Source organism: Ketobacter sp. MCCC 1A13808 (assembly GCF_009746715.1).
Classification (GTDB): Bacteria; Pseudomonadota; Gammaproteobacteria; order Pseudomonadales; family Ketobacteraceae; genus Ketobacter.
The window spans coordinates 1-26,845 of the sequence record NZ_VRKW01000004.1 but is presented as its reverse complement, the minus strand read 5'-3'; the positions used below and the strand labels follow the sequence as shown (position 1 = coordinate 26,845).

Genomic DNA, 26,845 nt, shown 5'->3' with positions numbered 1-26,845 from the left:
TGAAACAGTCTCGATCAGCGACTTTTCAGAACATCTTTCAGCTTCTTATGCATGCTCCTGACGCTTTTCTCTGTGGTTTCCCAATCAATACACGCATCTGTGACCGAAACACCGTATTTCATTTGTGCGTGGTCTTCCGTAATGCTCTGGCTGCCCCAATTGATATGGCTTTCCACCATAAGCCCGATAATGGATTTGTTTCCTTCCAGTATCTGGTTACTTACATTGTCCATCACCAAGGGTTGTAACCCGGGGTCTTTGTTGGAGTTTGCGTGGCTGCAATCGACCATGATATTGGGCGTCAGTTTTTCTTTTTCCAGCGCTTGCTCTGCTAAAGCAACACTCACTGAATCGTAATTGGGCTTGCCGCCACCGCCGCGTAACACTACGTGGCCATAGTTATTGCCGCGGGTATTGATGATCGCAACCTGGCCTTCCTGGTTTATGCCCAGAAAACTGTGGGGGCTCAGCACCGATTGCAGTGCGTTGGTTGCGACAGTCAGACTGCCGTCGGTTCCATTTTTGAAGCCGACAGCGGATGACAATCCGCTAGACATTTCTCGGTGTGTTTGGGATTCGGTTGTTCGGGCTCCAATAGCGGACCAGCTTATAAGGTCTTGCAGATACTGCGGAGAAATCGGGTCCAGCGCTTCGGTCGCCAGCGGCAATCCGACTTCCGAGAGGTCGACCAACAGCTTACGGGCGATGTGTAAGCCGTCCTGAATTTTGAATGTGTCATTCAGATAGGGGTCGTTGATCAGGCCTTTCCAGCCCACTGTGGTGCGAGGCTTCTCGAAATATACCCGCATGATGAGCAGAATGCTGTCGGAAACCTCATCAGCCAGTGCTTTCAACCGCTGAGCATAATCCATCGCGGCGTCTACGTCATGGATAGAACAGGGACCTATTACAATAAACAATCGGTGGTCTTTGCGGTCAAGAATATCCCTCACGGCCTGTCGGCCTGCTAATACGACGGCTTCAGCCTTATCGGTAAGGGGGATTTCCTGTTTCAATTGTTTGGGTGTAATCAACACCTCTTGCGAGGCGACATTCAGATTGTCCACATTGTTCTGAGACATTATTCTTGGATCCTATTTAATATAGCTTTCAGGTATCATGTGCAAACCCCGATTCTAGCGTAATAAAGGCGCTAGTGGCACACAGCGAACTGAATAATTTCCGCAATTTCAATAATTATGTTGATATATAAAACCTATGACAGATTACAGGATGGTTAAAACCAAACCGTGATTCCGCAAACTCTGGCCTTTGACAGCCTTACCGTCACCGATCTGATTCTGACCCCCAATCGCCGGCTTTCCGCTTGGTTAATGAACGATTATGAACAATGGATGCTGCAACAAGGCAAGCTGGCTTGGCAACCGCCCCAGGCGTTACCCATTGATAGTTGGTTACAGGAATTGTTTCACCAGCATGCCTTGAGTGATGGACATGACCCGTTTCCAACGTTATTAACGCAATTACAAAGCCGGGTGCTCTGGTCCTCCATAGTCGAAAATGAGCTGGAGCCGGGTATGGATCTGGAAGGCGTTGTACAACTCTGTATCCAGGCCCGCGGATTGATTAAGCGTTGGCTGCTTGCCCCCGATGATTGGCAGCAACTTGAAACACCGGAAAACCGGTTTTTTTGTCACTGTTACCGTTTATACGTTGCCCGTCTTGAATCGCTGAACAGTATCGACCCGGTTGCTATTCCTGAACTGTTGATCAAGCACGTTAAGGTGTCCCGTGAGCGAATTAAAAATGTCTATCTGCACGGCTTCAATGATGTGAGTGAGCCAGGTCTGTTGCGTCTGAAAGACTGGCTTGAGCAGTCCGGAATCGGCGTTCACATTTCCGGACAAAAGCGGATTGCGGGTGAGCTCTTTACAATTGCCCACGCTGACTACGTCGATCAATTCCGGCAGGCGCTACTTTGGGGCGTGGAGCAATGGCTTAGTCAGCCATCTATCCGTGTTGGCATTGTGGTGCCTAATTTGCAATCCAGCCGTTTGAAGTTACAGCAATTCTGCGAGGATATTGCATCTGCTAACAAAGATAAAATTCAGGGCCCGTGGCAAGACGTGATTAACATTACGGCGGGGCAGCCACTATCCCAGTATCCGATCGTTGCGCATTTGTTACTTTTACTTGGCGGGTTGAAAGCAAGCCTGAGTCTTGCGGAGTGGGATATTCTGCTCAAAAGTCCGTATTTTAAGTTGGCTGCCGGGTCCTTAAAACAGCTCGATGCGCTCACACGTTTTGAATTATTCGACCGCTTTGTGGAATCACTTAAGCAAAGTAACCGGGCCCGCTATAACCTGGATCAGATTGAAACGTTGTGGAGTGCATTTTTACTGGATACTCCGTTGCCAGAGTCAACGGAATCCGGCACCCCACTGCTGGAAGTGGAAGATAATCAGAGTCTTTTGCATTTGAATAAAAAACACGGATTCGGACAATGGTTAAGCTGGCTCGAGCGATTTACCCGGGCATTGTCTTGGGGGCAACACAGAACGCTGGGCAGTTCCGAATATCAGATAATGCAACGGTTCAGGGAAATGCTACGCACTTCCTGGGAACTAGACCCCTATCTAACTACGGTCACCTGGGGGGAGTTTGTTCGGGAACTGGGTATTCAGACCCGATCTATTGTGTTTCAGCCGCAAACCGAAACCGCACCCATTCAGATCATGGGCTCACTGGAAGCCTCCGGATTAAATTTTGATGCCTTGTGGGTCTGTGAATGTGAAAGTGTGAATTGGCCACAGATAACCACGCCGAATCCGCTTTTGCCACGCAGGACGCTGGTCAAATTTAATATGCCAGGTTCGGGTCCTGAGCGTGAACTGGCTTATGCAAAAGCGATGTTGTCGGGGTTTCGCAGTGCAGCAAAAATGGTTATGTTCGGCTGGTCTCAATTTGAAGGGGAGGTAGAACACCTGCTGTCCCCATTGCTGGCGGATATACCCACAGCCCGGTTTCGCTCTGAAAATTTAGACGCAGAGTCACGTGCGAAACAGCAGCGACCTCTGTTCGAATTGATCGATACTCTACCCGCAGATGAAAAGGGCAGCGTTGTGGAGGATGGCCGAACAAAAGGAGGCAGCGCCCTCATCAAAGCACAATCGCTATGCCCGTTTAAATCGTTCGCTGAATATCGGTTGGGAATACGGTCGCCCGAACAAATGCAGGACGGTGTCAAAGCCAGCGACCGGGGTAGCTTAATTCACAAAGTGTTGGAGTCGTTTTGGACTTCAATTAACAGCTCCGCCGAACTGAATGCATTAGTAATGGATGAAACGGTATTTGATTCTCATCTTGACGATTTAATTAATCGAGAAATGCTCGAATTCAGGAAGCGAATCCATCTGACGCCGGAAGCGCTCTACGCATTGGAGCACGCACGCACGTTCTCTGCCCTGAAAAGCTGGATACTAAACAGTGAGGTACTTCGGCAACCCTTCACCATAGACCGTATAGAGAAAAGGCAATCGATCAATGTAGCAGGGCTGGAGTTGAGTCTGACTGTCGATCGCATTGACGAGCTGGAAGACGGTAGCAAGATCGTTATCGACTATAAAACAGGTTCTGTTACGACCAGTTCCTGGTTGGGTGAGCGACCTGAAGAACCTCAATTACCGCTTTATACATTGCTGGATCCCGCACAAACGAGAGGCGTTTATTTTGCAATTGTGCGACCTGACAAGAGTGAGTGGCAAGGACTGGGAGAGGAAGGCATTGGTTTTAGCGAGAAAAAGCTGCGTACCGTGAAAACGCCGGTTGAGGGCTGGGATAGCCAGGTTCAACAATGGAAGCATACGCTGGAACTGCTAGCTCAGGAATTTCTTCAAGGGCACGCGACCGTCACGCCCCTAAAAGAAACCACTTGCCAATATTGTCATTTGAGTTCGGTCTGTCGCATAAAGGAGTTAAACGGTGCCGATAGCTGATTTGACAGAGCGACAACAGGCGCTCGATATACGCAATAGTTACATCGTCCAGGCGCCCGCAGGATCGGGTAAAACGGGTGTACTCACCTTAAGAATATTGACTTTGCTTACCGTGGTCGATAAGCCGGAAGATATATTGGCTATTACGTTTACCCGTAAGGCGGCAGCCGAAATGCGAGTACGGGTGATGGAAGCGCTTGACAGTGCAGCCAGCAGCCGGGAGCCTGATAATGAGTATGATCGGCAATTCTATTGGCTTGCAAAACAGGTTCTTGAGCGAGACCACGCTCTGAACTGGGGTCTGCAACAAAATCAAAACAGGCTTCATCTACAAACAATCGACAGTTTCTGCAGCAGTATCGTGCGCAATCGACCGCTGTCTTCCGGATTGGGTGTGCAATTCGGGGTAGCAGAGGACCCGGCTGAATTGTATTCCGAGGCGGCTCAAGAATGTCTGAAGTCGCTGGATGAAACTGATGCCCTTGGTGACGCTTTGCGACGGGTGCTGGGATTTCTGGATAATCAATACCAAAAGTTGGAAGGGATGTTGTGCCAGATGTTAGCGCAGCGCGATCACTGGTTGCAGGATGTAACGGACCTGCATTCCAATCCGGAACAGCTCCGATTATTGCTGGAACAATCGCTTTTTAATATAAACCGGGATGCACGCGATCAATTTTTCGATCTGTACACCAGTGATTTTCAGAACGAGCTGGAATCAATTACTGCGTATGCGGCGAACCAACTTGCCTTGGCGGGCTCACAGCACCCTATCCTCAATGTTAACAATCCAGAGCATCAGTCCGAGTTTGACTCAGAAAAGACAAAGCTTTCGCTATTTGTTACCAAAGCAAAGCCACCCAAGCTGCGTGCTCGTTTCGACAAACGGGATGGTTTTCCCACGGGAACCGGAGCAGAGAAAAAGGCAGCCTCAGAATATAAGGCAAGGGCGAACGCGTTTGTTCAACGCATGGAAAGTAGCGGCGAACCCGGGCTCACGATGTTGCTTGATTTTATAAGCCTGCCGTCAGATCAGCTGGACCAAAACAATTGGCAATTGTTGCAGGATTTAATGCTGATCGTTCGCTACAGTGCGGCACATCTAAAACTGGTTTTCAGTCAGAAGCAGCAAGTGGATTTTTCCGAGATCGCTTTAGCTGCTCTGACGACCCTGGGTGAACCTGACGCTCCCAATGATGTCGCTTTAATTCTGGATGCGTCGATCAGTCACATACTTATCGATGAATTTCAGGATACGTCCTTTATTCAGATTGAGCTTTTGGAACGTTTAACTGCCGGTTGGGAGCGGGGTGACGGCCGATCTTTGTTTTTGGTTGGCGATCCAATGCAGTCGATCTATGCGTTTCGCCAAGCCGACGTTGGCTTGTTCTTGCGTTTGTGGAAGCAACAGGCGCTGGGTACAATTGAGTTAACCCCTCTTTTATTATCCACTAATTTTCGGTCTTCAGCGACGATCATTCGTTGGATCAATGCTACATTCCATCACTGTTTTCCTTCGCAATCGGATCAACGTAAAGGTGCAGTGACTTATGCCCCCTCCGTGGCAGCAAAAGCGGGGTCTGAGAACGACGGTGTGAGTGTTGATTTCTTCAGGGTGTCGTCAGAATCGGATACGGACACTGTACTCAAAGCAACGGGCATTCAGGCTGAAGCGGACTGGATAGCAGACCGAATTGCAGAAGTACGGTCAGGGCAGACTATTGCAATATTGGTCAAGGGAAAAAATCATGTATTGCCCATTGCCGCCGTACTTCGCCAGCGGGGCATTCCCTTCCAGGCAGTAGAGATTGAACCACTGCAGCAAAGCCAGGTGGTCTCCGATTTGATGGCATTGGCACGAGCGGCATGGTCACCCAACGATAAGATAGCCTGGTTCGCCCTTTTAAGAGGGCCCTGGTGCGGGGTATCGTTGCAGGAACTGGAACAGTTGGTTGCTTTGGATCCTGTGCCCTGGGTAGCAATGAGAAAATTACTACACCTGGATACATCTCCCTTCACGCCTGAGACCCATCGTAAACTGAGTTATATGCACACCTGTTTTCTGAATGCATTTGAGCAGCGCCATCGACGTGTCTGGAGTGAAAATCTGTATCGTTTAATGCTCGAGATGGGGCTGCCTGCCGCGTTTGCGGATGAAAGCGCACTGCAGGTGATCGATGTTTTTTTCGATCTTCTGAACCGCATAGATTATTTGGCGGATGTGCCCGACTTTGCGCGCTTGCAGAAGAAACTTTCCGAACTGTATGTACCGCCGGATAATTTTACAGGGGATGTGCAGCCAGTTCAGATAATGTCAATGCATAAGTCAAAGGGCTTGGAATTTGACGTGGTTTTTCTGCCACAGCTGCAACGTAAGTCCAGGGCGGATGATAAGCCGCTTATTCTAATTGACAAGCAGACGTCATTGACCAGCAAACAACAAGAGCTGTTCGTTGCACCATTGGACGTCCGAACGTCCAATGAATATAACAGTGTGTACCGTTATCTATGGGAGCTCAATAAACAACGTAGCCGCAATGAGGCATGCCGGTTGTTGTATGTCGCCGCGACCCGGGCCAGGCAACGGCTATTTTTATCGGGTATTGTGGTTGATGACGGTGAAGGAGGGGAGAAAAAACCGGATTCGAATAGTTTGCTGGCGTTACTTTGGCCCCGGATTGAGGATATTAGCGGTGTTGCTACCCACCAGGTCGAGGCGGCTGAATCGCGGAAAGTGGCGCGCTTTTTCCGGGTTGCTACACCCCAGCTCTTTACGCATCTGGGCACACAAAAAGCGGCTGGTGATGTAACAACGTCAGACTCCGCTGTTTACATCGCCAACGCAGATAGCGAGTCTTTATCCGTTGAAGCAAGCGCTCCCTACCGAAGGGAAGCCGGCATTTTGGTGCATCGCATCTTGGAGCAATGGGTAAAGTCCGGTGCCACCTCTTTCATGCAGAACTCATTGCAGCAGCAGGAATTCCTGCGCTTGGAGCTGACGCGAGGGGGAGTGTCGGATCAGGATTTAAACGCTGCTTGCGCTTTGGTACGAAGAGCGCTCGATAATTTACATCAATCGAAATACACCCGTTGGCTGTTTTTACAATCCCATGAAGACAGTCATGCCGAACTGCCGCTTACCCATGTTACTGAACAACAGATTGTTCAACATCTTGTGATAGACCGAACTTTCGTCGAAAATGGCATAAGATACATCATCGACTATAAATTATCTGAGCCAGGTTCAGAATCAGGCCTGCAGGGGCAGGTTACGGAATTTCTTGAACACGAAAGTGGGCGCTATCGCGACCAGCTCTACACCTATAAAGCAGCAATGAACGCCATTAAACCCATGGAAACCAGAACCTATCTATATTTTCCGCTCATTGATCAGTTGCAAGAGGTTATATTCTAATGCCCATTACATTTGACGGAAAGCTGGTAATCGCAATTTCCTCCAGTGCCCTGTTTGATCTGCGGGAAAGTCATCAGATTTACAATGAAGCAGGGCTTGATGCCTATCGTCGATACCAAATTGAGCACGAGGATATTCCTCTTGAAGTAGGGGAAGCTTATCCCTTGGTGAAAAAACTATTAGCGATTAATGAGCGCGTTAAAAGCGACGATGGAGTTGAAGTGATTCTGCTCTCACGTAATTCAGCTGATACGGGTTTGCGGGTTTTCAATTCCATCGAGCATTGGAATTTGCCCATCACCCGCGCTGCGTTTTCCGGAGGCAAAAGTCCTTACCGGTATGTAGAGGCGTTTGGTGCACATCTATTTTTATCCACCAATCCGGAAGATGTGCGTAATGCATTGGATTTGGGTTATGCCGCTGCCAGCATTATTTCCCCCAGTAAAGCGACGCAAAATCTAACGACAGAACTCAAGATGGCGTTTGATGGGGATGCGGTTTTGTTTTCTGACGAATCGGAACAAATATTCCAGAGTCAAGGGTTAGAAGCCTTTACCGCTTCTGAGAAAGCGGCCGCAAAAACTCCGATGCGCGGCGGTCCGTTTATGCATTTCCTGCAGGCATTGCATCGGCTGCAGTCTCAATTCGAAGAAGAAAACTGCCCGATTCGGACGGCTCTGGTCACGGCGCGTTCCGCCCCGACTCATGAACGGGTTGTCAGGACTTTACGCGACTGGAATATCAGAATTGATGAGTCACTTTTTTTGGGCGGATTAGACAAAGGGGCATTTTTAAAAGCATTTGGGGCAGATGTGTTCTTTGATGATCAGGAAGGACATTGCCGGTCTGCCAGCCAGCACGTTGCAGCCGGGCACGTTCCCCACGGAATAGCCAATAGGGTGATCATTAGTGAGAAGTGAAAATGGTTTTTTGTCGGTGCAAAGAGAAGGTTGTCTACCAATTGATAATGAAACCCAGCGCGCCATCTATCAGCATCTTGTCCAGCATTTTCTCGGCGCAGGCGTCTTCTACTTTTGAGCGAATGGAATGGGAAAAGTCCAGAGCTTTGCGAATGGGGGATTCGACCGTAATCGAGGTACCCATGGAGCTGTAACTAACTCCGTCAAAATTGCTGTCAATCGTCCAGCCTTTATAGAGCGCATCCAGCTCCAGTGTATTGCCTTTCATGTTATTGGTCGCGGCGGTTAAGCGCAGGGAGAGCAGTGGTAGAGCAGTGATGTCCGAGCTGAACGCATCCGTATGCAGTGAGTGCATATCAAAATGAGCGGACGCGGGCTGATGGTATCCGTATAACAATTGAGACTGCTCTTCTGTTAGTTGAGCGTCGACCGATGCGAGTTCAGAGGCGGAAACGTTAATCGCACTCGCCAGCGCAACGGTTCCTACCCAACATGACAGAGACTTCTTCACAAACTGCATCGTCTTACTACCCGGACTCGAAATTGTCTTAAGTGAATGGTGCCGCATTGTACGGAGCTTTTTTTGGTGCTTTAAAAGTAGTAGGGATTTTGCCGCTAAACCACTTTGTTTTAACCTTTCTGTGACCTTTTTCAATATGTTCAATTTATATTCAAAGCATGGTGCTTTATTTGCGAGCCTAACAGCATTTGCTTAGCCAGAAATCTGGCCTAAGCCATTGATCTTTTTCGGGCAATTTCAAACTTGCCTGCTATGATTTAAATATGGTCAAAGAACGCACTATGTGCCGTACTAATTCTGTGAAGTAATGTTAAATAAAATATTATACGCAACCGATTTGGGCCTTTATGGCCCCTATATTCTTGAGCACGTATGTGAACTTGCTATTAAGCATGATGCGCAGGTAACTGTGGTTCATGCAGTTGAGCCAGTCAGTGTGTTCGCTGATGCCATTCTGGAAACCTACGTTCCCAATGAAGATAAGAGCGCCATGAAAACGCACGGCTACGAAGCAGTGATGGCAACCATCAGCGCCCGCGTGCGTCAGGCATTTGAAGACGATTTTATCGATTTCGACCTGGCTCGGGACCGCATCGGCGAAGTGCAAGTAATCGGCGGGGATCCCAGTCAGGTGATTTTGGATACGGCCTCTATGTTACAAGTCGATTTAATTGTAATGGGCACTCATGGCCGACAGTCAGAAAACAGCACCGCTATCGGTTCCGTTGCCTCGAAAGTCATGCAGCTTTCTGATATTCCCATCTATCTGGTGCCGACTACAATGATTCGTAACCGGCAAACGAACGGGTTAGTGGTTAAAAGAAAGCGTATTTAACGCCCATAAATAACAGCATGCTGGCCAGTACGGATTGCAATAGTTTTTCCGGCAATCGGGTTGCTAATTGTGTCCCCAAATAAATGGCCGGTAATGAGCCTATTAATAACGAACCCAGTAGTACGTAGTTCACGTTTCCCAGCAGTAAATGTCCCATACCTGCCACGAGTGTTAGTGGCACTGCATGGGCTATGTCTGTACCAACCACTTTTATTGTAGCCAGGCGAGGGTAGAGCATCAGCAAGACTGCCGCACCGAAAGCACCAGCCCCGACCGAAGAAAGCGTTACCATTACTCCTAGTACTATCCCCATAACCCAGGTATAAACTTTTGAGCGGCTTTGTAAGTGCGAGAGTAGAGTAAACGGATTTTCCTGCAGCGAGCCAGAGATGATTCTCTTCCTGAATAACAGAACAACAGAGGTAAGAATCAACATCACACCCAGCATGGAGCTTAAAAGGTGGCTATAAGCGTTGGCATCGGGAAAGTAGCGATACAACGCGTATATGGTGGCCAGGCTCGCGGGAATGCTGCCCAGGGAAAGAAATGCGACAATATCCCAACGGACGGTGGATCGCTGGCGGTGAGCCAAAACTCCCCCGGTCTTGGTTATAGCAGCATATAGCAGGTCGGTGCCGACAGCCACATGAGGCTGAAATCCGAAAAGCATTAATATAGGTGTCATCAACGATCCACCGCCGACACCGGTCACTCCGACCGCAAAGCCCACAGCCGCCCCGGCTACTATATAAGCAATAAATTCCATCGCAGAATTGGCAACCCCGTATTGGTTTTGAAGGCAAAAAGTTAAAAAATATTATGTTTCTTAAGTTTTGTGGTTGGTAAAGTTACGCATTGTGTCCTATTCTGCAAAGGAATATATTTTCATATTGTTATAACCCCAGTGCGAAAAAAAACAGGAAGGGGGAGGGATATAAATGAAACTTCAGCAATTGCGTTACATATGGGAAGTGGCGCGACATGACCTGAACGTATCAGTAACGGCACAAAGCCTGTATACATCACAACCGGGGATCAGTAAGCAAATTCGTTTACTGGAAGATGAGTTGGGTGTCGAAATCTTCTCGAGAAGCGGAAAACACCTCACTCGGGTTACCCCGGCCGGTGAAGCAATTCTGAAGATCGCAGGTGAAATCCTGCGTAAAGTCGATAGCATAAAGCAGGTTGCACAAGAATTCAGTGATGAAAGTCGAGGTAGCCTGTCTTTAGCTACCACTCATACACAGGCCCGCTATGTTCTTCCTAACGTGATTGAGACTTTCATAGATAAATACCCCGAAGTGTCTTTACATATGCATCAGGGTACACCGATACAAATTTCTGAAATGGCAGCAGATGGCACCGTTGATTTTGCTATTGCGACGGAAGCGCTGGAGCTATTCGGTGACCTTATAATGATGCCGTGTTATTCCTGGAATAGAGCCATCATTGTTCCCCGCAATCATCCGTTGGCACAGTCTTCAAAAGTGACGCTGGAAGAAGTGGCACGCCAACCTATCGTCACCTATACCTTTGGGTTCACCGGACGCTCGAAATTAGACGATGCCTTCCTTGATAAAGGGCTCTCACCCAAAGTCGTGTTCACGGCGGCCGACGCAGACGTTATCAAAACCTATGTCAAATTAGGCCTTGGTGTGGGCATAGTGGCAAAGATGGCCTGTGATATTGACGATCCGGATTTGGTGGCCCTGGACGCCTCTCATTTATTCGAGCCCAGTGTCACTAAGATAGGCTTCCGCCGCGGCACTTTCCTTCGCGGTTTTATGTATGACTTTATCGAATTATTTGCGCCTCATCTGACCAAAGAAGTGGTTAATGAGGCGGTCGATCGACACACCCGTTCGGAACTGGATGAACTCTTCACGCATATACAGCTTCCAATGCTGTAACTGCAACCTGACTTCCTCAGCAGAAGAAGCCCTGGCGCTGTAATGGTGCCAGGGCTTTTTTTCGTTTCGACAAAACTACCACCGGAGCTCATTATCGGGCGGTTACGCTCAGCAGGTAGAGGGTTCCCTTAATATCAAAATTACCCAGCGACTCAGACAGGTCGAGTTCGGAATCCACATCGCGCGCGTCGAGTCCAATCCAGTAGTGGTCGGTTATGCTGATTTCGGCAGCCGGCCCGCCGAAATAGGGGAGGTCATCAACGGTGCCTACATAGCTAACCTAGTCGTAGGTTACCGCGACGGAGTCGTCCGAGAGTTGCAGGCTCCCCGCAAGCAACTGCATGTATCTGGGTTGATCCGGACTCGGGGCGAATGCCGGAACGGCCATAAGCCCCCCCGCCAGCAAAAACACTAGGACTATCCTCATATTTAACCGGGTGCTCACAGCCTATCCAGGTCAGGGTTGTCGTTCAGCAACTCTTGCAGGTCGTCAGCTTCGTCGGTGTCTTCTTCTATCACTTCTTTAACAAACTTGAAGTAAACGGTGTAAATATCCTGCCTGCCGTCATCGTGGTCCACTACGAAAAAGGGCGCGCGGTCCACGTTGAGTTCTCTCGCCAGCTGCATGCCCGGGCTTGCCGGATCTCTTTCGTCGGCAACCAAAATCTCGTCAATACGTTGCATTTGGCCGCTTTCTTCCATCCTGCTAATTACCTCTCCACACTTCTTACAGGGAGACCCGTCGGGTAGTATTTTTTCCACGAACGTAATTTTCATATATACCGCCTTAAGGGTCGCAAAGGTTTATTTGCTGTTCAGATTAATGGAATGTAAGCCGCATTCTTTGTCCGTCGCATCTTCCCACCACCAACGACCTTCACGTTCATGTTGGTGTGGGAGCACTGCCCTAGTGCAGGGTTCGCAACCAATACTGATGTATCCCTTGTCGTGCAGGCTGTTGTAGGGGATCCGGTTTGACCTGATATATTGCCACACCTGAGCGGAGGTCCAGTTAGCCAGGGGGTTAAATTTTAATAGGGTATGGGCGTTTGAGGAAAAAGCAGCGTCAATCTGAACTACAGGAATATCAACCCGGGTGTCCGGACTCTGGTCCTTTCGTTGACCGGTTATCCATGCGTCCAATCCCACCAACTTGCGTCGCAGGGGGCCGACTTTGCGGATGGCACAACACTCTTTATGGTCCTCGTGATAAAAGCTAAACAGGCCTTTTTCGTTGACCATCTTTTCGACCTGGGCCGGATTCGGGAACGCGACTTCAATTGTGATGCCATAACGCTCCCTGACCTGCTCCAGAAATTGATAGGTTTCTGCGTGTAAGCGCCCGGTGTCCAGTGTGAAAGCCCGGAATGGCTGACCCAGTTTGGAGGCCATGTCCAGCAACACTACATCTTCTGCTCCGCTGAAAGAGAGCGCCAGGTTAGAGAACCGTTGCAGTGCTTGAGCCAGGATCTCTTGTGGTGTTTTATTTACGAGATCGCTGTTCCATTGCTGCACTTCAGCCGGGCTCATGCTCATCGCGTTCCTCTCAGTTATTTCTTCACGTAAACAAACCATATCACGCGCTCTTGCGTTACTGGAACAAGAACTCTGGCAGTTCACAAACTTAGTTACGGTTTAAACGTGACTAATTGCAACAGATGCCGAATATCGTTAGAGTTGCGCCAGAAATTTACCTAACTAATCAAATACTGGAGAGTGTTGTGGAATTAGCCTGTCTTGACCTGGAAGGGGTGTTGGTGCCGGAAATCTGGATCAGCTTCGCAGAAAAAACCGGAATCGAGGAGCTGAAGGCCACCACGCGGGATATTCCGGATTATGATGTATTGATGAAGCAGCGCCTATCAATCCTTAACCAACATAAACTGGGCCTTAAGGAAATCCAGCAAGTGATTGATACACTTGCTCCGATGGACGGTGCTTTGGAATTCGTAGATTGGCTCAGAGAGCGTTTTCAGGTGGTAATCCTCTCCGATACCTTTTATGAATTCGCACAACCGCTCATGCGTCAGTTACGCTGGCCAACCTTGTTTTGTCATCGCCTGGAAGTGGCCGAGGATGGCAAAATTGTGGATTATAAATTGCGTCAGAAAGACCCTAAGCGAGCTTCAATCAAGGCGTTCCACTCGCTCAATTACCGCTGTATTGCAGCGGGGGACTCGTATAACGACACCACCATGTTGAGTGAGGCGGAAGCCGGTATCCTGTTCAAGGCACCACAAAAAGTAATAGACGAATTCCCACAATTTCCTTCGGTCACCACATTCGATGATCTCAAAAAGCAGTTTATAGCTGCTTCAAACCGAAAGCTGGAACTATAAAGTAACTAAATAACAACATGTTATAAGTCAATATTGATGTGATTTATGAGATTGTTGAAGTGTGTTTAAGATACTCCCCACTTTATCCTGAATTTCCTGGTGCTCTTGTTCCCAGGTGGAGTCGGCCACCAGGCCGCCTCCACCATGGCAAATCAGACGACCATTATGGGCTAACAGGCTTCGGATCAGAATATTGGAATCCATCCGTCCACACACATCCAGGTAGAGCGCGCTGCCGCAGTAAAAATGTCGGCAGTCCGGCTCCAGTTCATCGATGATTTCTATCGCCCGGTGTTTGGGGGCACCGGTGATGGAGCCCCCCGGAAAGGCCGCTGCAAGCAGTTGCAATGGCGACACTTGCGGGCCAAGAGCGCCTGATATGGTGCTCACCATATGGTGAACGTTGCAGAAAGACTCAATGCCAAACAACTGCTCTACCCGCACCGAGCCCACTTCACAGGAGCGCCCAAGGTCGTTTCTGAGAAGGTCAACAATCATAAGGTTTTCAGCGCGATCCTTCTCACTTTTAAACAGCTCCTTAGCAAGAGCCTGGTCAAGTACCGGGTCCTCTGCGCGTGGTCGGGTACCTTTAATCGGCTGGGTAGTGACAACGCCATCGCGGTGACGAATAAATCGTTCTGGGGAAAAGCTCAGTAACGTCCAGTCGTCTCCATCAAAATAACAGCCCATAGGGGCAGACATCACAGTGCATAAACGCTGATACGCCAGCCACGGATCCCCCCGATAGTCGCAGCTAAAGCGCTGCGAGAGGTTGATCTGATAACAATCGCCACTTTCAATGTAGCGCTGAACTTGGTCAAATCGCTGTTGGTATTGATTCCGTGTCAGGTTCGTTGCAAAAGGGGACAGCACCCTAAACTCGGGCTCCGCTGTTTGCGCATCCAAAGGTGCTGAATTGAGGCATCGAAGCAGCGCTTCTGCATGTTTCTGGTGGTCTTGCAGATATAGCATCCGGGTTGTCTTGTTACTGTGATCGGTAATGATCACTGAGGGGAAAAATCCCATCCAGAACACCGGAAGCCTGGCATCTTCGTTTTCAGGGTTCGTTTTCAGCGTCACATTTTCGGTAGCCGCCGCGAGTTCGTAGCTCCAGATACCGTACCAGCCGGGGCAGGGCGTTGTGCTTTCAACGTCTGACCATTGCTGTAGGTGGAGAGTAAGCTGCTTGAGCTTGGACTGCAGACTCTGGGGTGACAACGATGTGAACTGCTCAATCTGCACCGGTGCCGCAGAAAAAATATCAATGCAATCCGGATACCCGTGCCCACTATCGAGCAGGAAGCCGTTGCCTAGTGTCCTGATGCGGGAAAATGCCTCAGCGGACTTTTTAAAATAGGGCAGCTCAAACGTTTGAAGGGGCATTTAAGGATACTTCTGATAAGAATAGATTACTTTAAAATTAGGATGTATCTAATTGTATTTAAACGAGTCTACGCTTTATTCCTGCGGCTTCTATAACCCGGGTCGAAATCTCTTCGATAGACGCATGAGTACTGTTCACAAAAGGAATTCCAAAGCGGTTGAATATTGCTTCGGCTCCACGCACCTCGCTTTCGCATTGATTTATCGATGCATACCGGCTGTTTGGTTTTCGCTCAGTGCGGATTGCCGTTAATCTCTCCGGCTCAATGCTTAATCCAAACAACTTGTTACGGTGAGCTCTTAATGCTTTTGGCAAGTTCAGATCGTCGAGGTCATCGTCCGTCAGGGGGTAGTTTGCGGCTTTCACACCAAACTGAAGTGCCAGATATAAGCAGGTGGGTGTCTTGCCGCTGCGAGACACACCGACCAGTATCACGTCGGCTGCATCATAATGGCGGGTACGGGCGCCGTCATCGTTGTCCAGAGCGTAGTTTACCGAATCGATACGCACCTGGTAACTCTGATCATCGACGATGGAATGGGAGCGACCAACTGAGTAGGATGACTCAGCGCCTAACGCCTCTTCCAGGGGTTTGAGGAAACTGGAAAAGATATCCAGCATAAAAGCGTTGCTTTCAGCCAGCGCTTCACGGATATCGTCATTGATCAGGGTGCTGAACACCACCGGTGGCATGTCGTCTGTCATTGCCGCTTTGTTAATTCGGGCGACTGCATCCGCTGCCTTGGTCAGGTCGTTAGTGAACGGTAACGTAACTTGATCGAAGTCCAGCGTATCAAATTGGGCCAAAAGGGAATGTCCCAATGTCTCTGCGGTGATGCCGGTTCCATCAGAGATAAAAAATACAGTACGTTTCATTCGGGCTTCCTGAGCAGGGTAAAACAGTCGCAATAATTTAACGTGAATAAATATTTAGAACGAGTAATTTATTGACTTTTTTAGTAGAATCTCGCGTCTAACTGCAGGATATAGCCATGTAAATCAACGTTTCCGGGGGACACTCGGATACGGATATGACCGCAAAAAAAGCGGTGAACGATGAGTCATGGTTAGAAGTACGTAACCTAGTGGGGCCAACATTAGCCCCTTTGAGGCCAGGCACCAAAAGTGCCTTGATTTTCATTCATTATAAGGTAGGGAGAACGATCTTGAACGATTACGTAATCTGGTTCCAGGATCTGTCAAAAAATGATGTCGAACGAGTCGGCGGTAAAAACGCCTCATTGGGCGAGATGATCAGTAATCTTGCCGGAGCCGGAGTTTCAGTACCAGGCGGCTTCGCCACCTCGGCAGATGCTTACAGGGAATTCCTTGAAGTCAGCGGTTTGAATAACAAGATTCATTCTGCGCTGGACAAGTTGGATGTCAGTGATGTAAATCAGCTTGCAGAAGTCGGCAGAGAAATTCGTCAATCAATTATGGATGCGCCGTTACAACCTGCATTGGAAGACGCTGTTCGCGAAGCCTATGTCAAACTGCAGGACGGCAACGAAAAAATATCGTTTGCGGTCCGTTCCTCTGCCACAGCGGAAGATCTACCCGATGCGTCTTTCGCCGGCCAGCAAGAGACCTTTCTCAACATCAACGGCGTTGAAAACGTCATCCTGGCAATAAAAGAAGTATTTGCCTCCCTATTTAATGACCGCGCTATTTCCTACCGTGTACATCAAGGCTTCGAGCACCGCTTGGTTGCTCTGTCTGCGGGTGTTCAGCGTATGGTCAACAGCGCCACCGGTTCCAGTGGTGTTATGTTCTCAATGGATACCGAGTCCGGTTTCCGCGATGTTGTGTTTATTACCGCAGCCTACGGCTTGGGTGAAACCGTGGTGCAGGGTCAGGTGAACCCCGATGAGTTTTATGTTCATAAATCCACGCTGAACGCAGGTAGACCGGCAATTTTACGCCGCAACCTGGGAAGCAAAGCAGTCAAAATGATTTACGGCAGCCAGACTACAACAGCCAAATCTGTAGAAACCGTGGATGTCGAAAAAGAAGACCGGCAACGCTTTTCAATCAGCGATGAAGAAATACAGGAGCTGGCCAAACAGTGCATCATAATTGAAAATCACTACCAACACCCGGTGGATGTGGAATGGGCTAAAGACGGCGACGATGGCAAGCTGTATATCGTTCAAGCGCGGCCAGAAACCGTAAAAAGCCGACAGTCCAATGTTATGGAGCGTTACCTGCTAAAAGAAAAAGGCAAGGTTCTGGTTGAAGGACGCTCCATCGGGCAACGTATCGGTAGTGGCCCGGTGAAGCTGATTTCCAGCCTGCGTGAAATGGATAAAGTACAAACCGGTGATGTACTGGTGACCGATATGACGGATCCCGATTGGGAACCCATCATGAAAAGAGCATCAGCCATTGTGACCAATCGCGGGGGCCGTACCTGTCATGCAGCAATCATTGCCCGTGAGCTGGGCATTCCTGCCGTAGTCGGCTGTGGTGATGCCACCGATCTTTTGCAGGAAAACCAAGAGGTCACCGTGTCCTGCGCCGAAGGTGATACCGGCATGGTATACGACGGTAAGCTGGGCTTTGATATCCAGAAAAACTCTTTTGATTCGATGCCTGAACTGCCATTTAAAATTATGATGAATGTCGGTAACCCGGACCGCGCTTTTGATTTTCAGGGCTTGCCGAGTGCCGGTGTCGGTTTGGCGCGTCTCGAATTTATCATCAACCGGATGATCGGCGTGCACCCGAAAGCACTATTGAATTTTGATACCTTACCTAAAGACGTCAAACAATCGGTACAGCGCAGAATGTCCGGTTATTCCGGTCCGGTTGAGTTCTATATTGAAAAACTCATGGAGGGGATTTCAACCCTGGCAGCGTCGTTCTATCCGAAAAAAGTCATCGTGCGTTTGTCCGATTTCAAATCCAATGAATACGCCAATCTGATAGGCGGGAAATTATATGAACCGGAAGAAGAAAACCCGATGCTGGGTTTCCGGGGTGCTTCCCGCTATATCTCTGAAAGTTTCCGCGATTGTTTCGAGCTTGAATGTCGGGCAATGAAACGGGTGCGCGAAGAAATGGGGCTGGATAATATTGAATTGATGGTACCTTTCGTGCGGACGGTGGGTGAAGCCGAACAAGTAATAAAATTGCTCGAAGACAATGGGTTGAAGAGGGGGGAAAACGGTCTGCGTGTCATCATGATGTGTGAACTGCCCACCAACGCGATTCTGGCAGAGCAGTTCCTTGAGCATTTCGATGGGTTTTCTATCGGTTCCAATGACTTGACCCAGCTTACCTTGGGGCTCGATCGGGACTCAGGAATCGTTTCTCACCTTTTTGACGAACGTGACCCCGCGGTAAAAGCGTTATTGAAAAGCGCGATTGATGCCTGTAACAAAGCCGGTAAATACGTGGGGATTTGCGGTCAAGGACCTTCTGATCACCCAGACCTGGCACGATGGTTAATGGAGATTGGTATAGATAGTATTTCTCTGAATCCTGATTCCGTGTTGGAAACCTGGTTCTATCTGGCGGAAAATAACTAAATCCGCTCGTCAGTAGCGCTCGGGGCGTCAGAGTGCTTCTGTGTTTTACATCACAAAACAGGAAAGAGCGTAATCGATGGGCTTTGATTACGCTCTTTCTTATTTATATCAGCTACTACTTCTTATACAGTTCGTTCGGTGGAATCATGACTTCGCCTGAAACTTCCATGCGGTCATTTCCGACCTTGTAAAAAAAGCAATGACGGCGCCCGGTGTGACAAGCGGGGCCGGTTTGATCGACTTGAATAAGGATGGTGTCACCGTCACAATCCAGTGACAGACTTTTTAATAGCTGGATCTGACCGCTGCTCTCACCTTTGCGCCAGAGCGCGGAGCGAGAGCGGGACCAATAACATACCCGATTGGTCTTTAAGGTCTCTTCCAGGGCATCCTTATTCATCCAGGCCAGCATCAATACTTCATGGGTATCGTGCTGCTGTGCGATTACCGGTATCAAACCCTGATCATTATATTGGATTTGCGATAACATGGACTCCAGTTCAATTTGATACCCCGGATCCTTGGATTCATATTTCTTGAATAGATTCATAGCGATTCAGTCTGATTCCACCTGTTTTTTACGTTGATCATCAGGGGCCGATTTTACTGTATATCCAACGCTTTGGGGAAACGCTTTGTCGAGGAACACACCAATTCGTAGAGTTGTCATGTTTGCAGACGTGTCCGGCAGTACTGAAATGTATGAGCAATTAGGAGACACGGTGGCTCATACATGCGTTTCCGAAAGCCTCAGCCGTATCGCTCAGCACGCAGATGATTACAACGGCACATTGGTTGAAACCATTGGTGATGAAGCCATGCTCACCTTTGTGACGGTATCAGAGGCGGCCTCTGCAGCCATCGCTATGCAGAAGCATTTTCAGCGCAGCCCGGTGCTGGAGTCCCATACGGTGAGAATCCGGGTTGGATTCCACTTTGGAATCGTGGACTACCATCATGGACACCCGTTCGGTGATACCGTCAATGTGGCGGCCAGAGTGGCGTCTCTATGTGAGCCTGATCGAATAATTGCAACCCGAAGCTCCATTCGATACTTGTCGCAGGAAGACTGTCCCGCGTGTTTGAGTATTCGGCAATATCAAACGACTTTGGTCAAAGGAAAATCGAAACCGCTGGTGATCGAAGAGGTCGTCTGGAACACAGCCGATGCCACTTCCGTATTTGATGCCTATTCCCAGACGGTGGTCAATACTCCGGAGGCGCAAAAATTATACCTTAGGCTTAATCAGGAGGTCATCAAACTCACTCCGCAAATGGGTCCTTTTGTAATAGGGCGGGGTGATGACTGTGATCACATGGTGTGTAGCCCGTTGGTTTCCCGGGCGCACCTGAAACTGGAGTTCTTGGCCAACGACTGGCAAATCACCGATCACAGCACCAACGGAACATTTATCTCTTACTCGACTCCAAACCTGTCAAATAGAGCCAAGACGATTCGCCTGCATCGACAATCCAGACTGTTAACCGGTCAGGGGATCATTGCGATGGGTTCCTTCAAAGACAACGCTGATTCTGATTGTTTAATATCGTACGAATTGCGCTCTTAACGGTCTATTCGCAGCGGCACATTATTGGATTCCGATAGTCAAAGCAGCGCGCTGTGGCACTGAACCATGGCGTTTACGTAGGAAGAAAGAGTTGCAAAAGTGACTTGGATTTATTGAACAAGGTGGATTCTGTGAGTAGTAAGATGAGTCTTTTATTGTGGCTGACAATTGCTGTTTGTGCGCTTGTAGCCCTCCTGCCTGTTTGGATTCGCGGGAATTTGCAGGCAGATATGTTGAATCAAGCGCGATTGCAAATATCCGTTTTGTATTGTGTGTTGTGCATTTGTTTACTTTTGACAAAAGATTGGCGAATGATAGTTTCGATGGGCGCGGTGCTACTATTCAATCTCTATTGGATGAGTTCAGCGTATCCTACGCTAGCACCGGGCCCGTCTTCAGCTACAGCCAGCCATTCATTTCGACTATATAGCCAGAATATTTACGAAGCCAATCGAAACGTTTCCGGGGTAGTACGATCTATCCAACAAGTGGATCCTGATGTCGTTGTCTTGATGGAGGTGACGACACCGGTTTACGACTATCTGGTCGGGGAGCTACGGGAAACACTCCCTTATCATGATTTGCAAAACAAACATTATATGAAACCCGGACTGGCATTGTTCTCTAAATATAAACTTGAATCCCGTATGCAAACCTTGCCCGAAGATCCCAGGTTACCTTCGATTAAATCAAGAATTATGTTGCAAGATAAACCTATCGATATTATCGGTGTTCACCTTGAATCGCCTCATGATGCTCATCGAATCCGCTCCCGTAATAAACAAATAGGTAAATTAACTAAACTGATAAAATATCAACAGCAGTCCGGGGTACCCTTGCTGTTGGCAGGCGACATGAATACGACACCCTGGAATACACTCTTTAGAAAATTTCAGCGGGAAACGAATCTGAGTCACGCAGATTCGTTTTGGAGCCTGAATAATAGCTGGCCTGCCTGGTTGCCTGCTGCACTGGGTTTTGCGATTGACCATGTGTTGATAAACGATCAATTTTGTAACGCTAAAAGATTTCGGCTTCCTGATGTCGGGTCAGACCATTTTGCGTTTGTATCTGAACTGGAATTATGTAATTAAATCTACGGCGGCTGTCTCACCCAAATTCTGAAAAAGGTGTATTCGGGTAACGCTTATTTTGTAGCCTTTACAAACTACGTCTCTCCCCGCTGAAATCCTTACATAAAACATGCGTTTTTTTAGTCAAAGATACGGAATGTTCCTGTATTTAAGGCAAAAAACAATGTTGGACCGGTTATTGCCTATAATCATGTTAGGTTTGGTCAGCTAAGCAGTTACCACGACCTTTCAGAATCCTTCTAAGCGGAGAAATAACATGGATAAAGTCAAATATACCGCCGGGGTGCTCATCTTATCCGGCCTGTTCGGTTCGGGATGCAGCACGATGGAACCTCCCCAAGCAGAGTTTTATCAAGCTAAAGCAGATGTAGAAACCGCAACTGCAGAATCAGCATCGGAATTTGCGGCGCTGGCTATGCATAACGCGAAAGAAAAAATTGAGCGAGCTAAAAAGGCAATGGATGCTGAAGAGTATCCCGAAGCAAAGCGCCTAGCTGAACAGGCATCCGCCGATGCTCAGTTAGCTAAAGTCACTGCTCAAACCGAAAAGATGAAGGAAGCGCTAGAAGAAGTTAATGCTAGCTTGGAAACACTCAAAAGTGAGCTGAAGGTTAGCTCTTGATTCTTTGCCTAGCTTAATTTTACGGAGGAATAAAATATGAAGACTACACTGTGTATCGTGGGACTCCCCATTTTACTTTTAGCCGGGTGCGCAACCAATACCCCGCCAGAATCTATGACCAGTTTAACTAATGAGCTTTCGTCACTACAACAAAGTGAGAACGTCAATAAGTACGCTCCGGTAGAGCTACAGGCTGCGGAACGGCAGGTAGAAAACGCCACAAAAGCGTGGGACGATGGCGATGAAGTTGAGTTCAATCACGAAGCCTACCTGGCGCAGCAAAAAGTTGAGATCACCAAAAAGCAAGCAGAGTTGGGAGACATCCAGAAGCAATTGGAGTCCGCTACCCAGCGGCGATCTGAGTTAATGCTTTCGGCCCGTGATCAAAAGATTCAGTCAACGGAGCAACAGTTATCCCAGTTACAAAGCCAGGTTAAAGACGCCAAGGCGGAGAACACCGAGCGCGGCATCGTTTTAACCCTTCAGGATATGTTGTTCGAATTCGATAAGGCCCAGTTGGAGCCCGGCGGTGAGCGCACGGTGGATCGTCTAGCCCAATTTCTGAATGATAACCCGGATACCAATATTACTATAGAGGGCTATACGGATTCGCAGGGCAAAGCCTCTTACAATAAACAGTTGTCCAGAAAGCGTGCAGAGGCCGTGTTAAACGAGCTTGAAAAACTGAATGTGGCGCGTGAACGCATTTCGATTGAAGCTTATGGAGAGCAGTTTCCTATCGCCAGTAACAAAGAAGCGGCAGGTCGACAACAAAATCGAAGAGTGGAAGTTGTTCTGTCTAAGCCAGACCAGGACTACACTCCACCTAGCCGATAAGCACTACACTCGTAGAGAAAAAAGGCTGGCACTTTGTGCTGGCCTTTTTTTTGCTATTGGGTTGCTATGTAGTAACACCACCTGGTTCACAACCCCTCACATTTTTAGCCTGCTTTGCCCCTGAATTATTGTTTGGCCAGATGAATCAGGGCACACTTAATGTGTAATGGATTGCTGGAGTTAATAGTTGCTATGCGAAGTATATTGATTAGAGTTACACAAAAACGAAATATCCTGAGACCCCTTTTTTTGCTCCCCATTTTCTTTGTATCGAGCTGCGCGCACACAGCGGGCTCTATTACTCAATCTGAAAAAGCGTTCGATTATGCCTGGCTAAAAGGGCAAGCAAGATCGCTTTCTGTTGAAGCGTATCAGGGCCACGAGGGTGAAATCCCCGAATCGCTCCGGAACCTGAGTTGGGATCAATATCAAGAGCTGCGTTACGATCGGGAGCAGGCAATCTGGACTGACTCGGCATCCCTATTCCGCGCAGAGTTATTTCATTTAGGTTTGTATTTTAAAACGCCGGTAAAAATACATCGGCTGCACAATGGAAAAGCGACCGAAATACCGTATTCCACTGAACAGTTCGATTACGGTAAATCGGGAGTGAAGGGCAGCAAACTCCCTGAAGATGTTGGCTTTGCCGGTTTTCGCTATCATTTCCACACGGATTGGGAGCGCGACATCCTTTCATTTTTGGGTGCCAGTTACTTTCGAGCTGTTGGCACGGAAATGCAATACGGCCTGTCCGCCAGAGGCTTAGCGATCGACACTGCATTGCCTTCAGGGGAAGAGTTTCCGGTATTCACTCAGTTTTGGTTGCAGGAACCGGAGGCAAAGGGTGGCACCGCGACCGTATACGCACTGCTTGACACTCCCAGCGCAACCGGGGCTTATCAGTTTACGATTACGCCGGGAGACAACCTGGTAATGAAAGTCGATGCGGCAATTTATCCACGCAAAAAAATCGAACGTCTTGGCGTAGCACCGCTTACCAGTATGTATATGATTGGTGAAAATGACCGGCGCGCTGGTTGGGACTGGCGCCCGGAAATACACGATTCTGATGGTTTGCTCATTAATACCGGTGCCGGAGAGTGGATATGGCGGCCACTAACAAATCCGGAGCAATTGCAATTCAACGCGTACCAGGATAATCAGCCAAAGGGTTTTGGCTTGATGCAACGAGACCGCAACTTTGAACACTATCTGGATGATGGTGTGTTTTATGAAAAGCGTCCGAGTCTTTGGATTGAACCGCTAAACCATTGGGGAGAAGGATCGGTTCAGTTGGTTGAGATACCCACCCTTGATGAAACCTTCGATAACATTGTGGCGTTTTGGAATCCATCAAAACCGGTGGCAGCCGGAGAGGAACTGTTGTTCAGTTATAATATGGTTTGGGGTAGCCAACCTCCGTCTCAATCCGGCTTGGCAAAAGTAGCCGATACTTACACCGGAATTGGTGGTGTAGTTGGTCAGAAGCGAAAATATTACAGCAAACGGTTCGTGGTGGATTTTGCAGGCGGTAACTTGCCGATGATCGGTGAAGGCGCCGGGTTGAAAGCGAAGGTAACTGCGTCGAGCGGTAAGGTGGAGCTAACCTCTGTTAGGCCTCAACACCACCTGGGCGGATTCAGGGCCATGTTCGACCTAGTCCCCGGTGCTAGTCAAGACCCGGTCACCATACGATTGTACTTGGAATCAGGTGGTGCTCCTTTAACTGAAACCTGGGTTTACCAATGGATTCCTCCAGCTAAAGCGGATCGAAAGCTGCATAATGCAGGTCATCTCAAATAAAATCTGTCCCTTAACAAAGCCGTCAACCTACTTAAGTTGACGGCTTTTTTTGTTCAAAATCCGCTGCAAAGGCAGATCGGAGCGATTCCTCTCAACCCAGGCCAGACTAGAACAATAATCATTTACATTTTGCAGATCTGACTGACATAAAAGTAGCCGGACAGCTGAAAAACAGTGTGAGATCAATCGTTTTTCCGTTGCCAGCTAGACCGGGCCAGTTATTCAACTATTCTTAAATACACGACTAAAAGTCAGTAAATAGCATTTATTCGGCCCGATATATGAGTAGCGCTCCACCTATAGACCTTGCCGGGGGCAATTTACCCGGGTATTCCGTAAAAGCCCTTATCTTTGATGGCGATCCAACGCGTATTTACCGGGCCAGACGCTTATCGGACAACATGCCTGTGCTGCTGAAATCCATCGCTCAGGAGCAAACCCTAAGGGAAGCCAGTGCCTGCCTGAAGCATGAGTTTGAAATGGCAAAGCGGCTTCAGGTTTCCAGTGTTATCCGTGTTTATAGCCTTGAAAACATTAATAATACGCCGGTTGTTGTATTAGAAGATTTTGGCGGTGATTCACTGGATAATCTGGCCAAGCAACGTCGGTTTTCATTGCAGGAAATTCTGCAAATCGCTATCAAGCTGGCACAGGGTATCGGAGAAATTCATCAAGCCAACATTATTCACAAAGATATAAATCCCTCCAACATCGTCTTTAATCCGGAAACGGGTGTGCTCAAAATTATCGATTTTGGCATCTCGTCCTACCTGACCCGGGAGCAGGCAGCCATCGCAAATGCGAATGTGTTGGAAGGGAGCTTGCCCTATGTTTCGCCGGAGCAAACCGGACGTATGAATCGGTCCATTGATTATCGTACCGATTTTTATTCCATGGGGGCAACACTATACGAGCTGCTTACCGGCCGTCACCTATTCGAAGTGTCGGAGGCGATTGAGTGGTTCCATAGCCATATTGCAAAACAACCGACGCCACCGGTAGATGTTGATCCGCTGATACCGTTACCGGTATCCAATATTATTATGAAGTTGTTGGCTAAAATGGCAGAAGATCGGTATCAGAGTGCCCAAGGCATTCAGAACGATCTAAAACACTGCCTTGATGCACTTTCTGAAACGGGAAAAATCGAACCGTTTGAATTGGGTCGGCAGGATATACCCAACCGATTCCAGATCCCGCAGCGCTTATACGGACGTAAAAAAGAGGTCGGCAAGCTGCTTAGCGTATTCGATCAGGTAAGTCAGGGCGAAAACCATCTGGTTTTGGTTTCCGGTTATTCGGGAATTGGAAAGACCTGTGCCATCAAGGAGATATACAAACCGGTAACGGAGCGACGCGCTCATTTTATTTCAGGAAAGTTTGATCAACTGCATCGTAACGTTCCCTATAGTGCAATTGTTTCCGCGTTGCGTGATCTGATGCGCCAATTATTGACCGAAAATGAAGAACAGCTTGGTCAATGGCGCTTGAAAATTATGGATGCCCTGGGTTCCAATGCGCAACTGATGGTTGAGCTTTTACGTGAACTTGAACTAATCATCGGTCCGCAAACCAGCGTACAAGATTTGCCGCCGTTGGAAGCGGAGCAGCGTTTTTATTTAGTGTTTCATAGTTTTATACGGGTTTTTTCCGCTGCAGAGTATCCTTTAGTTGTTTTTCTTGATGATTTGCAATGGGCTGATAACGCCAGTTTGCGTGTTCTGGAGTTGCTCACCAACCCGGACCTTAACAATCGCTATCTGCTGGTGATTGGTGCGTATCGAGATAACGAGGTACAGACAGGCCACCCGTTTCTACTGACGCTTAAAACCATTCGTGAGCGTGGCGCACCAATTGATGAGATACAGCTCCAGCCACTCAATCGGGGCAACTTGACCGAATTGCTTTCAGACACGCTGGTTAGCGACCCCGAAACCGTAACCCCACTTGCTGAACTAGTGGAACAGAAAACAGCGGGAAACCCTTTCTTTAGGGGTTCTGTGGAAGAACCGACAAATTTGACAAGTTTGGCTCTAACACGATCATAGCGAGCCCTGGAGTTGCTTAAACTGCCCCTGGATCATCGCCTTTTCCTGAAGTATTACCTTGTTC

At 48.4% G+C, this 26,845-nt stretch carries 21 protein-coding genes; 13 read left to right on the top strand and 8 right to left on the bottom strand.

Features of this window, described 5'->3' with window-relative positions:
- Window positions 1–14: 14 nt before the first annotated feature.
- The gene (locus FT643_RS09690; RefSeq protein ID WP_156871204.1) at window positions 15–1,082 is read right to left on the bottom strand and encodes a 3-deoxy-7-phosphoheptulonate synthase; all 1,068 of its coding nucleotides are present in this window, start codon (window positions 1,080–1,082) and stop codon (window positions 15–17) included.
- A gap of 168 nt (window positions 1,083–1,250) precedes the next feature.
- Between FT643_RS09690 and FT643_RS09685 the strand changes: the two genes are divergently transcribed.
- The 3 genes from FT643_RS09685 to FT643_RS09675 are packed head-to-tail and all read left to right on the top strand — an operon-like array spanning window position 1,251 to window position 8,291.
- On the top strand, window positions 1,251–3,956 hold the full coding sequence (locus FT643_RS09685) for a PD-(D/E)XK nuclease family protein (protein WP_156871203.1): 2,706 nt from the start codon (window positions 1,251–1,253) through the stop codon (window positions 3,954–3,956).
- Entirely contained in the window at window positions 3,943–7,371 is a 3,429-nt protein-coding gene (locus FT643_RS09680) for a UvrD-helicase domain-containing protein (protein ID WP_156871202.1), read from the top strand. Before FT643_RS09685 ends, FT643_RS09680 begins: the two co-directional genes overlap by 14 nt.
- On the top strand, window positions 7,371–8,291 hold the full coding sequence (locus FT643_RS09675) for a 5'-nucleotidase (RefSeq protein ID WP_156871201.1): 921 nt from the start codon (window positions 7,371–7,373) through the stop codon (window positions 8,289–8,291). The genes FT643_RS09680 and FT643_RS09675 overlap by 1 nt, the downstream gene beginning before the upstream one ends.
- 34 nt (window positions 8,292–8,325) lie before the next feature.
- Here FT643_RS09675 and FT643_RS09670 read toward each other — a convergent pair whose 3' ends face one another.
- Window positions 8,326–8,811: a hypothetical protein gene (locus FT643_RS09670; RefSeq protein ID WP_156871200.1), complete on the bottom strand. Its 486-nt coding sequence runs from the start codon at window positions 8,809–8,811 to the stop codon at window positions 8,326–8,328.
- A 307-nt stretch (window positions 8,812–9,118) separates the two neighbouring features.
- Here FT643_RS09670 and FT643_RS09665 point away from each other — a divergent pair, with 307 nt between their 5' ends.
- On the top strand, window positions 9,119–9,646 hold the full coding sequence (locus tag FT643_RS09665) for a universal stress protein (RefSeq protein WP_156871199.1): 528 nt from the start codon (window positions 9,119–9,121) through the stop codon (window positions 9,644–9,646).
- Here FT643_RS09665 and FT643_RS09660 read toward each other — a convergent pair.
- The gene (locus tag FT643_RS09660; protein ID WP_156871198.1) at window positions 9,627–10,412 is read right to left on the bottom strand and encodes a sulfite exporter TauE/SafE family protein; all 786 of its coding nucleotides are present in this window, start codon (window positions 10,410–10,412) and stop codon (window positions 9,627–9,629) included. The genes FT643_RS09665 and FT643_RS09660 overlap by 20 nt on opposite strands.
- 172 nt (window positions 10,413–10,584) lie before the next feature.
- On the opposite strand from FT643_RS09660, the gene cysB reads away from it, so the two are divergent.
- Window positions 10,585–11,556 (top strand): HTH-type transcriptional regulator CysB, encoded by a 972-nt coding sequence (cysB, locus tag FT643_RS09655; RefSeq protein WP_156871197.1) that lies wholly within the window; start codon window positions 10,585–10,587, stop codon window positions 11,554–11,556.
- A gap of 441 nt (window positions 11,557–11,997) precedes the next feature.
- Here the strand turns inward: cysB and FT643_RS09650 are convergent, their stop codons facing one another.
- Together FT643_RS09650 and FT643_RS09645 are read right to left on the bottom strand one after the other, a co-directional pair.
- Entirely contained in the window at window positions 11,998–12,333 is a 336-nt protein-coding gene (locus FT643_RS09650) for a hypothetical protein (RefSeq protein WP_156871196.1), read from the bottom strand.
- Between the two features lie 27 nt (window positions 12,334–12,360).
- On the bottom strand, window positions 12,361–13,086 hold the full coding sequence (locus FT643_RS09645) for a phosphoadenylyl-sulfate reductase (protein ID WP_305047333.1): 726 nt from the start codon (window positions 13,084–13,086) through the stop codon (window positions 12,361–12,363).
- 191 nt (window positions 13,087–13,277) lie between these two features.
- Between FT643_RS09645 and thrH the strand changes: the two genes are divergently transcribed.
- A complete protein-coding gene (thrH, locus tag FT643_RS09640; RefSeq protein WP_317621988.1) occupies window positions 13,278–13,895 on the top strand; it encodes a bifunctional phosphoserine phosphatase/homoserine phosphotransferase ThrH in 618 nt (205 codons plus the stop codon).
- A gap of 27 nt (window positions 13,896–13,922) precedes the next feature.
- Here thrH and pabB read toward each other — a convergent pair whose 3' ends face one another.
- Together pabB and ppsR are read right to left on the bottom strand one after the other, a co-directional pair.
- Window positions 13,923–15,278, bottom strand: coding sequence for an aminodeoxychorismate synthase component I (gene pabB, locus FT643_RS09635; protein ID WP_156871193.1), 1,356 nt, complete (start codon window positions 15,276–15,278; stop codon window positions 13,923–13,925).
- Between the two features lie 58 nt (window positions 15,279–15,336).
- Window positions 15,337–16,155 carry a posphoenolpyruvate synthetase regulatory kinase/phosphorylase PpsR gene (gene ppsR, locus FT643_RS09630; protein ID WP_156871192.1) on the bottom strand — a complete coding sequence of 273 codons (819 nt, stop codon included), beginning with the start codon at window positions 16,153–16,155 and terminating at the stop codon, window positions 15,337–15,339.
- Between the two features lie 290 nt (window positions 16,156–16,445).
- On the opposite strand from ppsR, the gene ppsA reads away from it, so the two are divergent.
- A complete protein-coding gene (gene ppsA / locus FT643_RS09625; protein WP_156871191.1) occupies window positions 16,446–18,809 on the top strand; it encodes a phosphoenolpyruvate synthase in 2,364 nt (787 codons plus the stop codon).
- 115 nt (window positions 18,810–18,924) lie between these two features.
- On the opposite strand, the gene hisI is transcribed toward ppsA, so the two are convergent.
- Window positions 18,925–19,359, bottom strand: coding sequence for a phosphoribosyl-AMP cyclohydrolase (gene hisI, locus FT643_RS09620; RefSeq protein ID WP_156871190.1), 435 nt, complete (start codon window positions 19,357–19,359; stop codon window positions 18,925–18,927).
- A 118-nt stretch (window positions 19,360–19,477) separates the two neighbouring features.
- On the opposite strand from hisI, the gene FT643_RS09615 reads away from it, so the two are divergent.
- The 6 genes from FT643_RS09615 to FT643_RS09590 all read left to right on the top strand — a co-directional run bounded on the left by FT643_RS09615 (window position 19,478) and on the right by FT643_RS09590 (window position 26,781).
- On the top strand, window positions 19,478–20,377 hold the full coding sequence (locus tag FT643_RS09615; RefSeq protein WP_156871189.1) for an adenylate/guanylate cyclase domain-containing protein: 900 nt from the start codon (window positions 19,478–19,480) through the stop codon (window positions 20,375–20,377).
- Between the two features lie 53 nt (window positions 20,378–20,430).
- Entirely contained in the window at window positions 20,431–21,471 is a 1,041-nt protein-coding gene (locus tag FT643_RS09610) for an endonuclease/exonuclease/phosphatase family protein (protein ID WP_156871188.1), read from the top strand.
- Window positions 21,472–21,727: 256 nt separating this feature from the next.
- Window positions 21,728–22,093, top strand: a complete 366-nt coding sequence (locus tag FT643_RS09605) for a DUF4398 domain-containing protein (RefSeq protein WP_156871187.1) — start codon at window positions 21,728–21,730, stop codon at window positions 22,091–22,093.
- A gap of 36 nt (window positions 22,094–22,129) precedes the next feature.
- The gene (locus FT643_RS09600) at window positions 22,130–22,930 is read left to right on the top strand and encodes an OmpA family protein (protein WP_156871186.1); all 801 of its coding nucleotides are present in this window, start codon (window positions 22,130–22,132) and stop codon (window positions 22,928–22,930) included.
- Window positions 22,931–23,179: 249 nt separating this feature from the next.
- On the top strand, window positions 23,180–24,733 hold the full coding sequence (locus tag FT643_RS09595; RefSeq protein ID WP_232340070.1) for an OpgD/OpgG family glucan biosynthesis protein: 1,554 nt from the start codon (window positions 23,180–23,182) through the stop codon (window positions 24,731–24,733).
- A gap of 281 nt (window positions 24,734–25,014) precedes the next feature.
- Window positions 25,015–26,781, top strand: a complete 1,767-nt coding sequence (locus FT643_RS09590; protein ID WP_156871184.1) for an ATP-binding protein — start codon at window positions 25,015–25,017, stop codon at window positions 26,779–26,781.
- Window positions 26,782–26,845 lie beyond the last annotated feature (64 nt).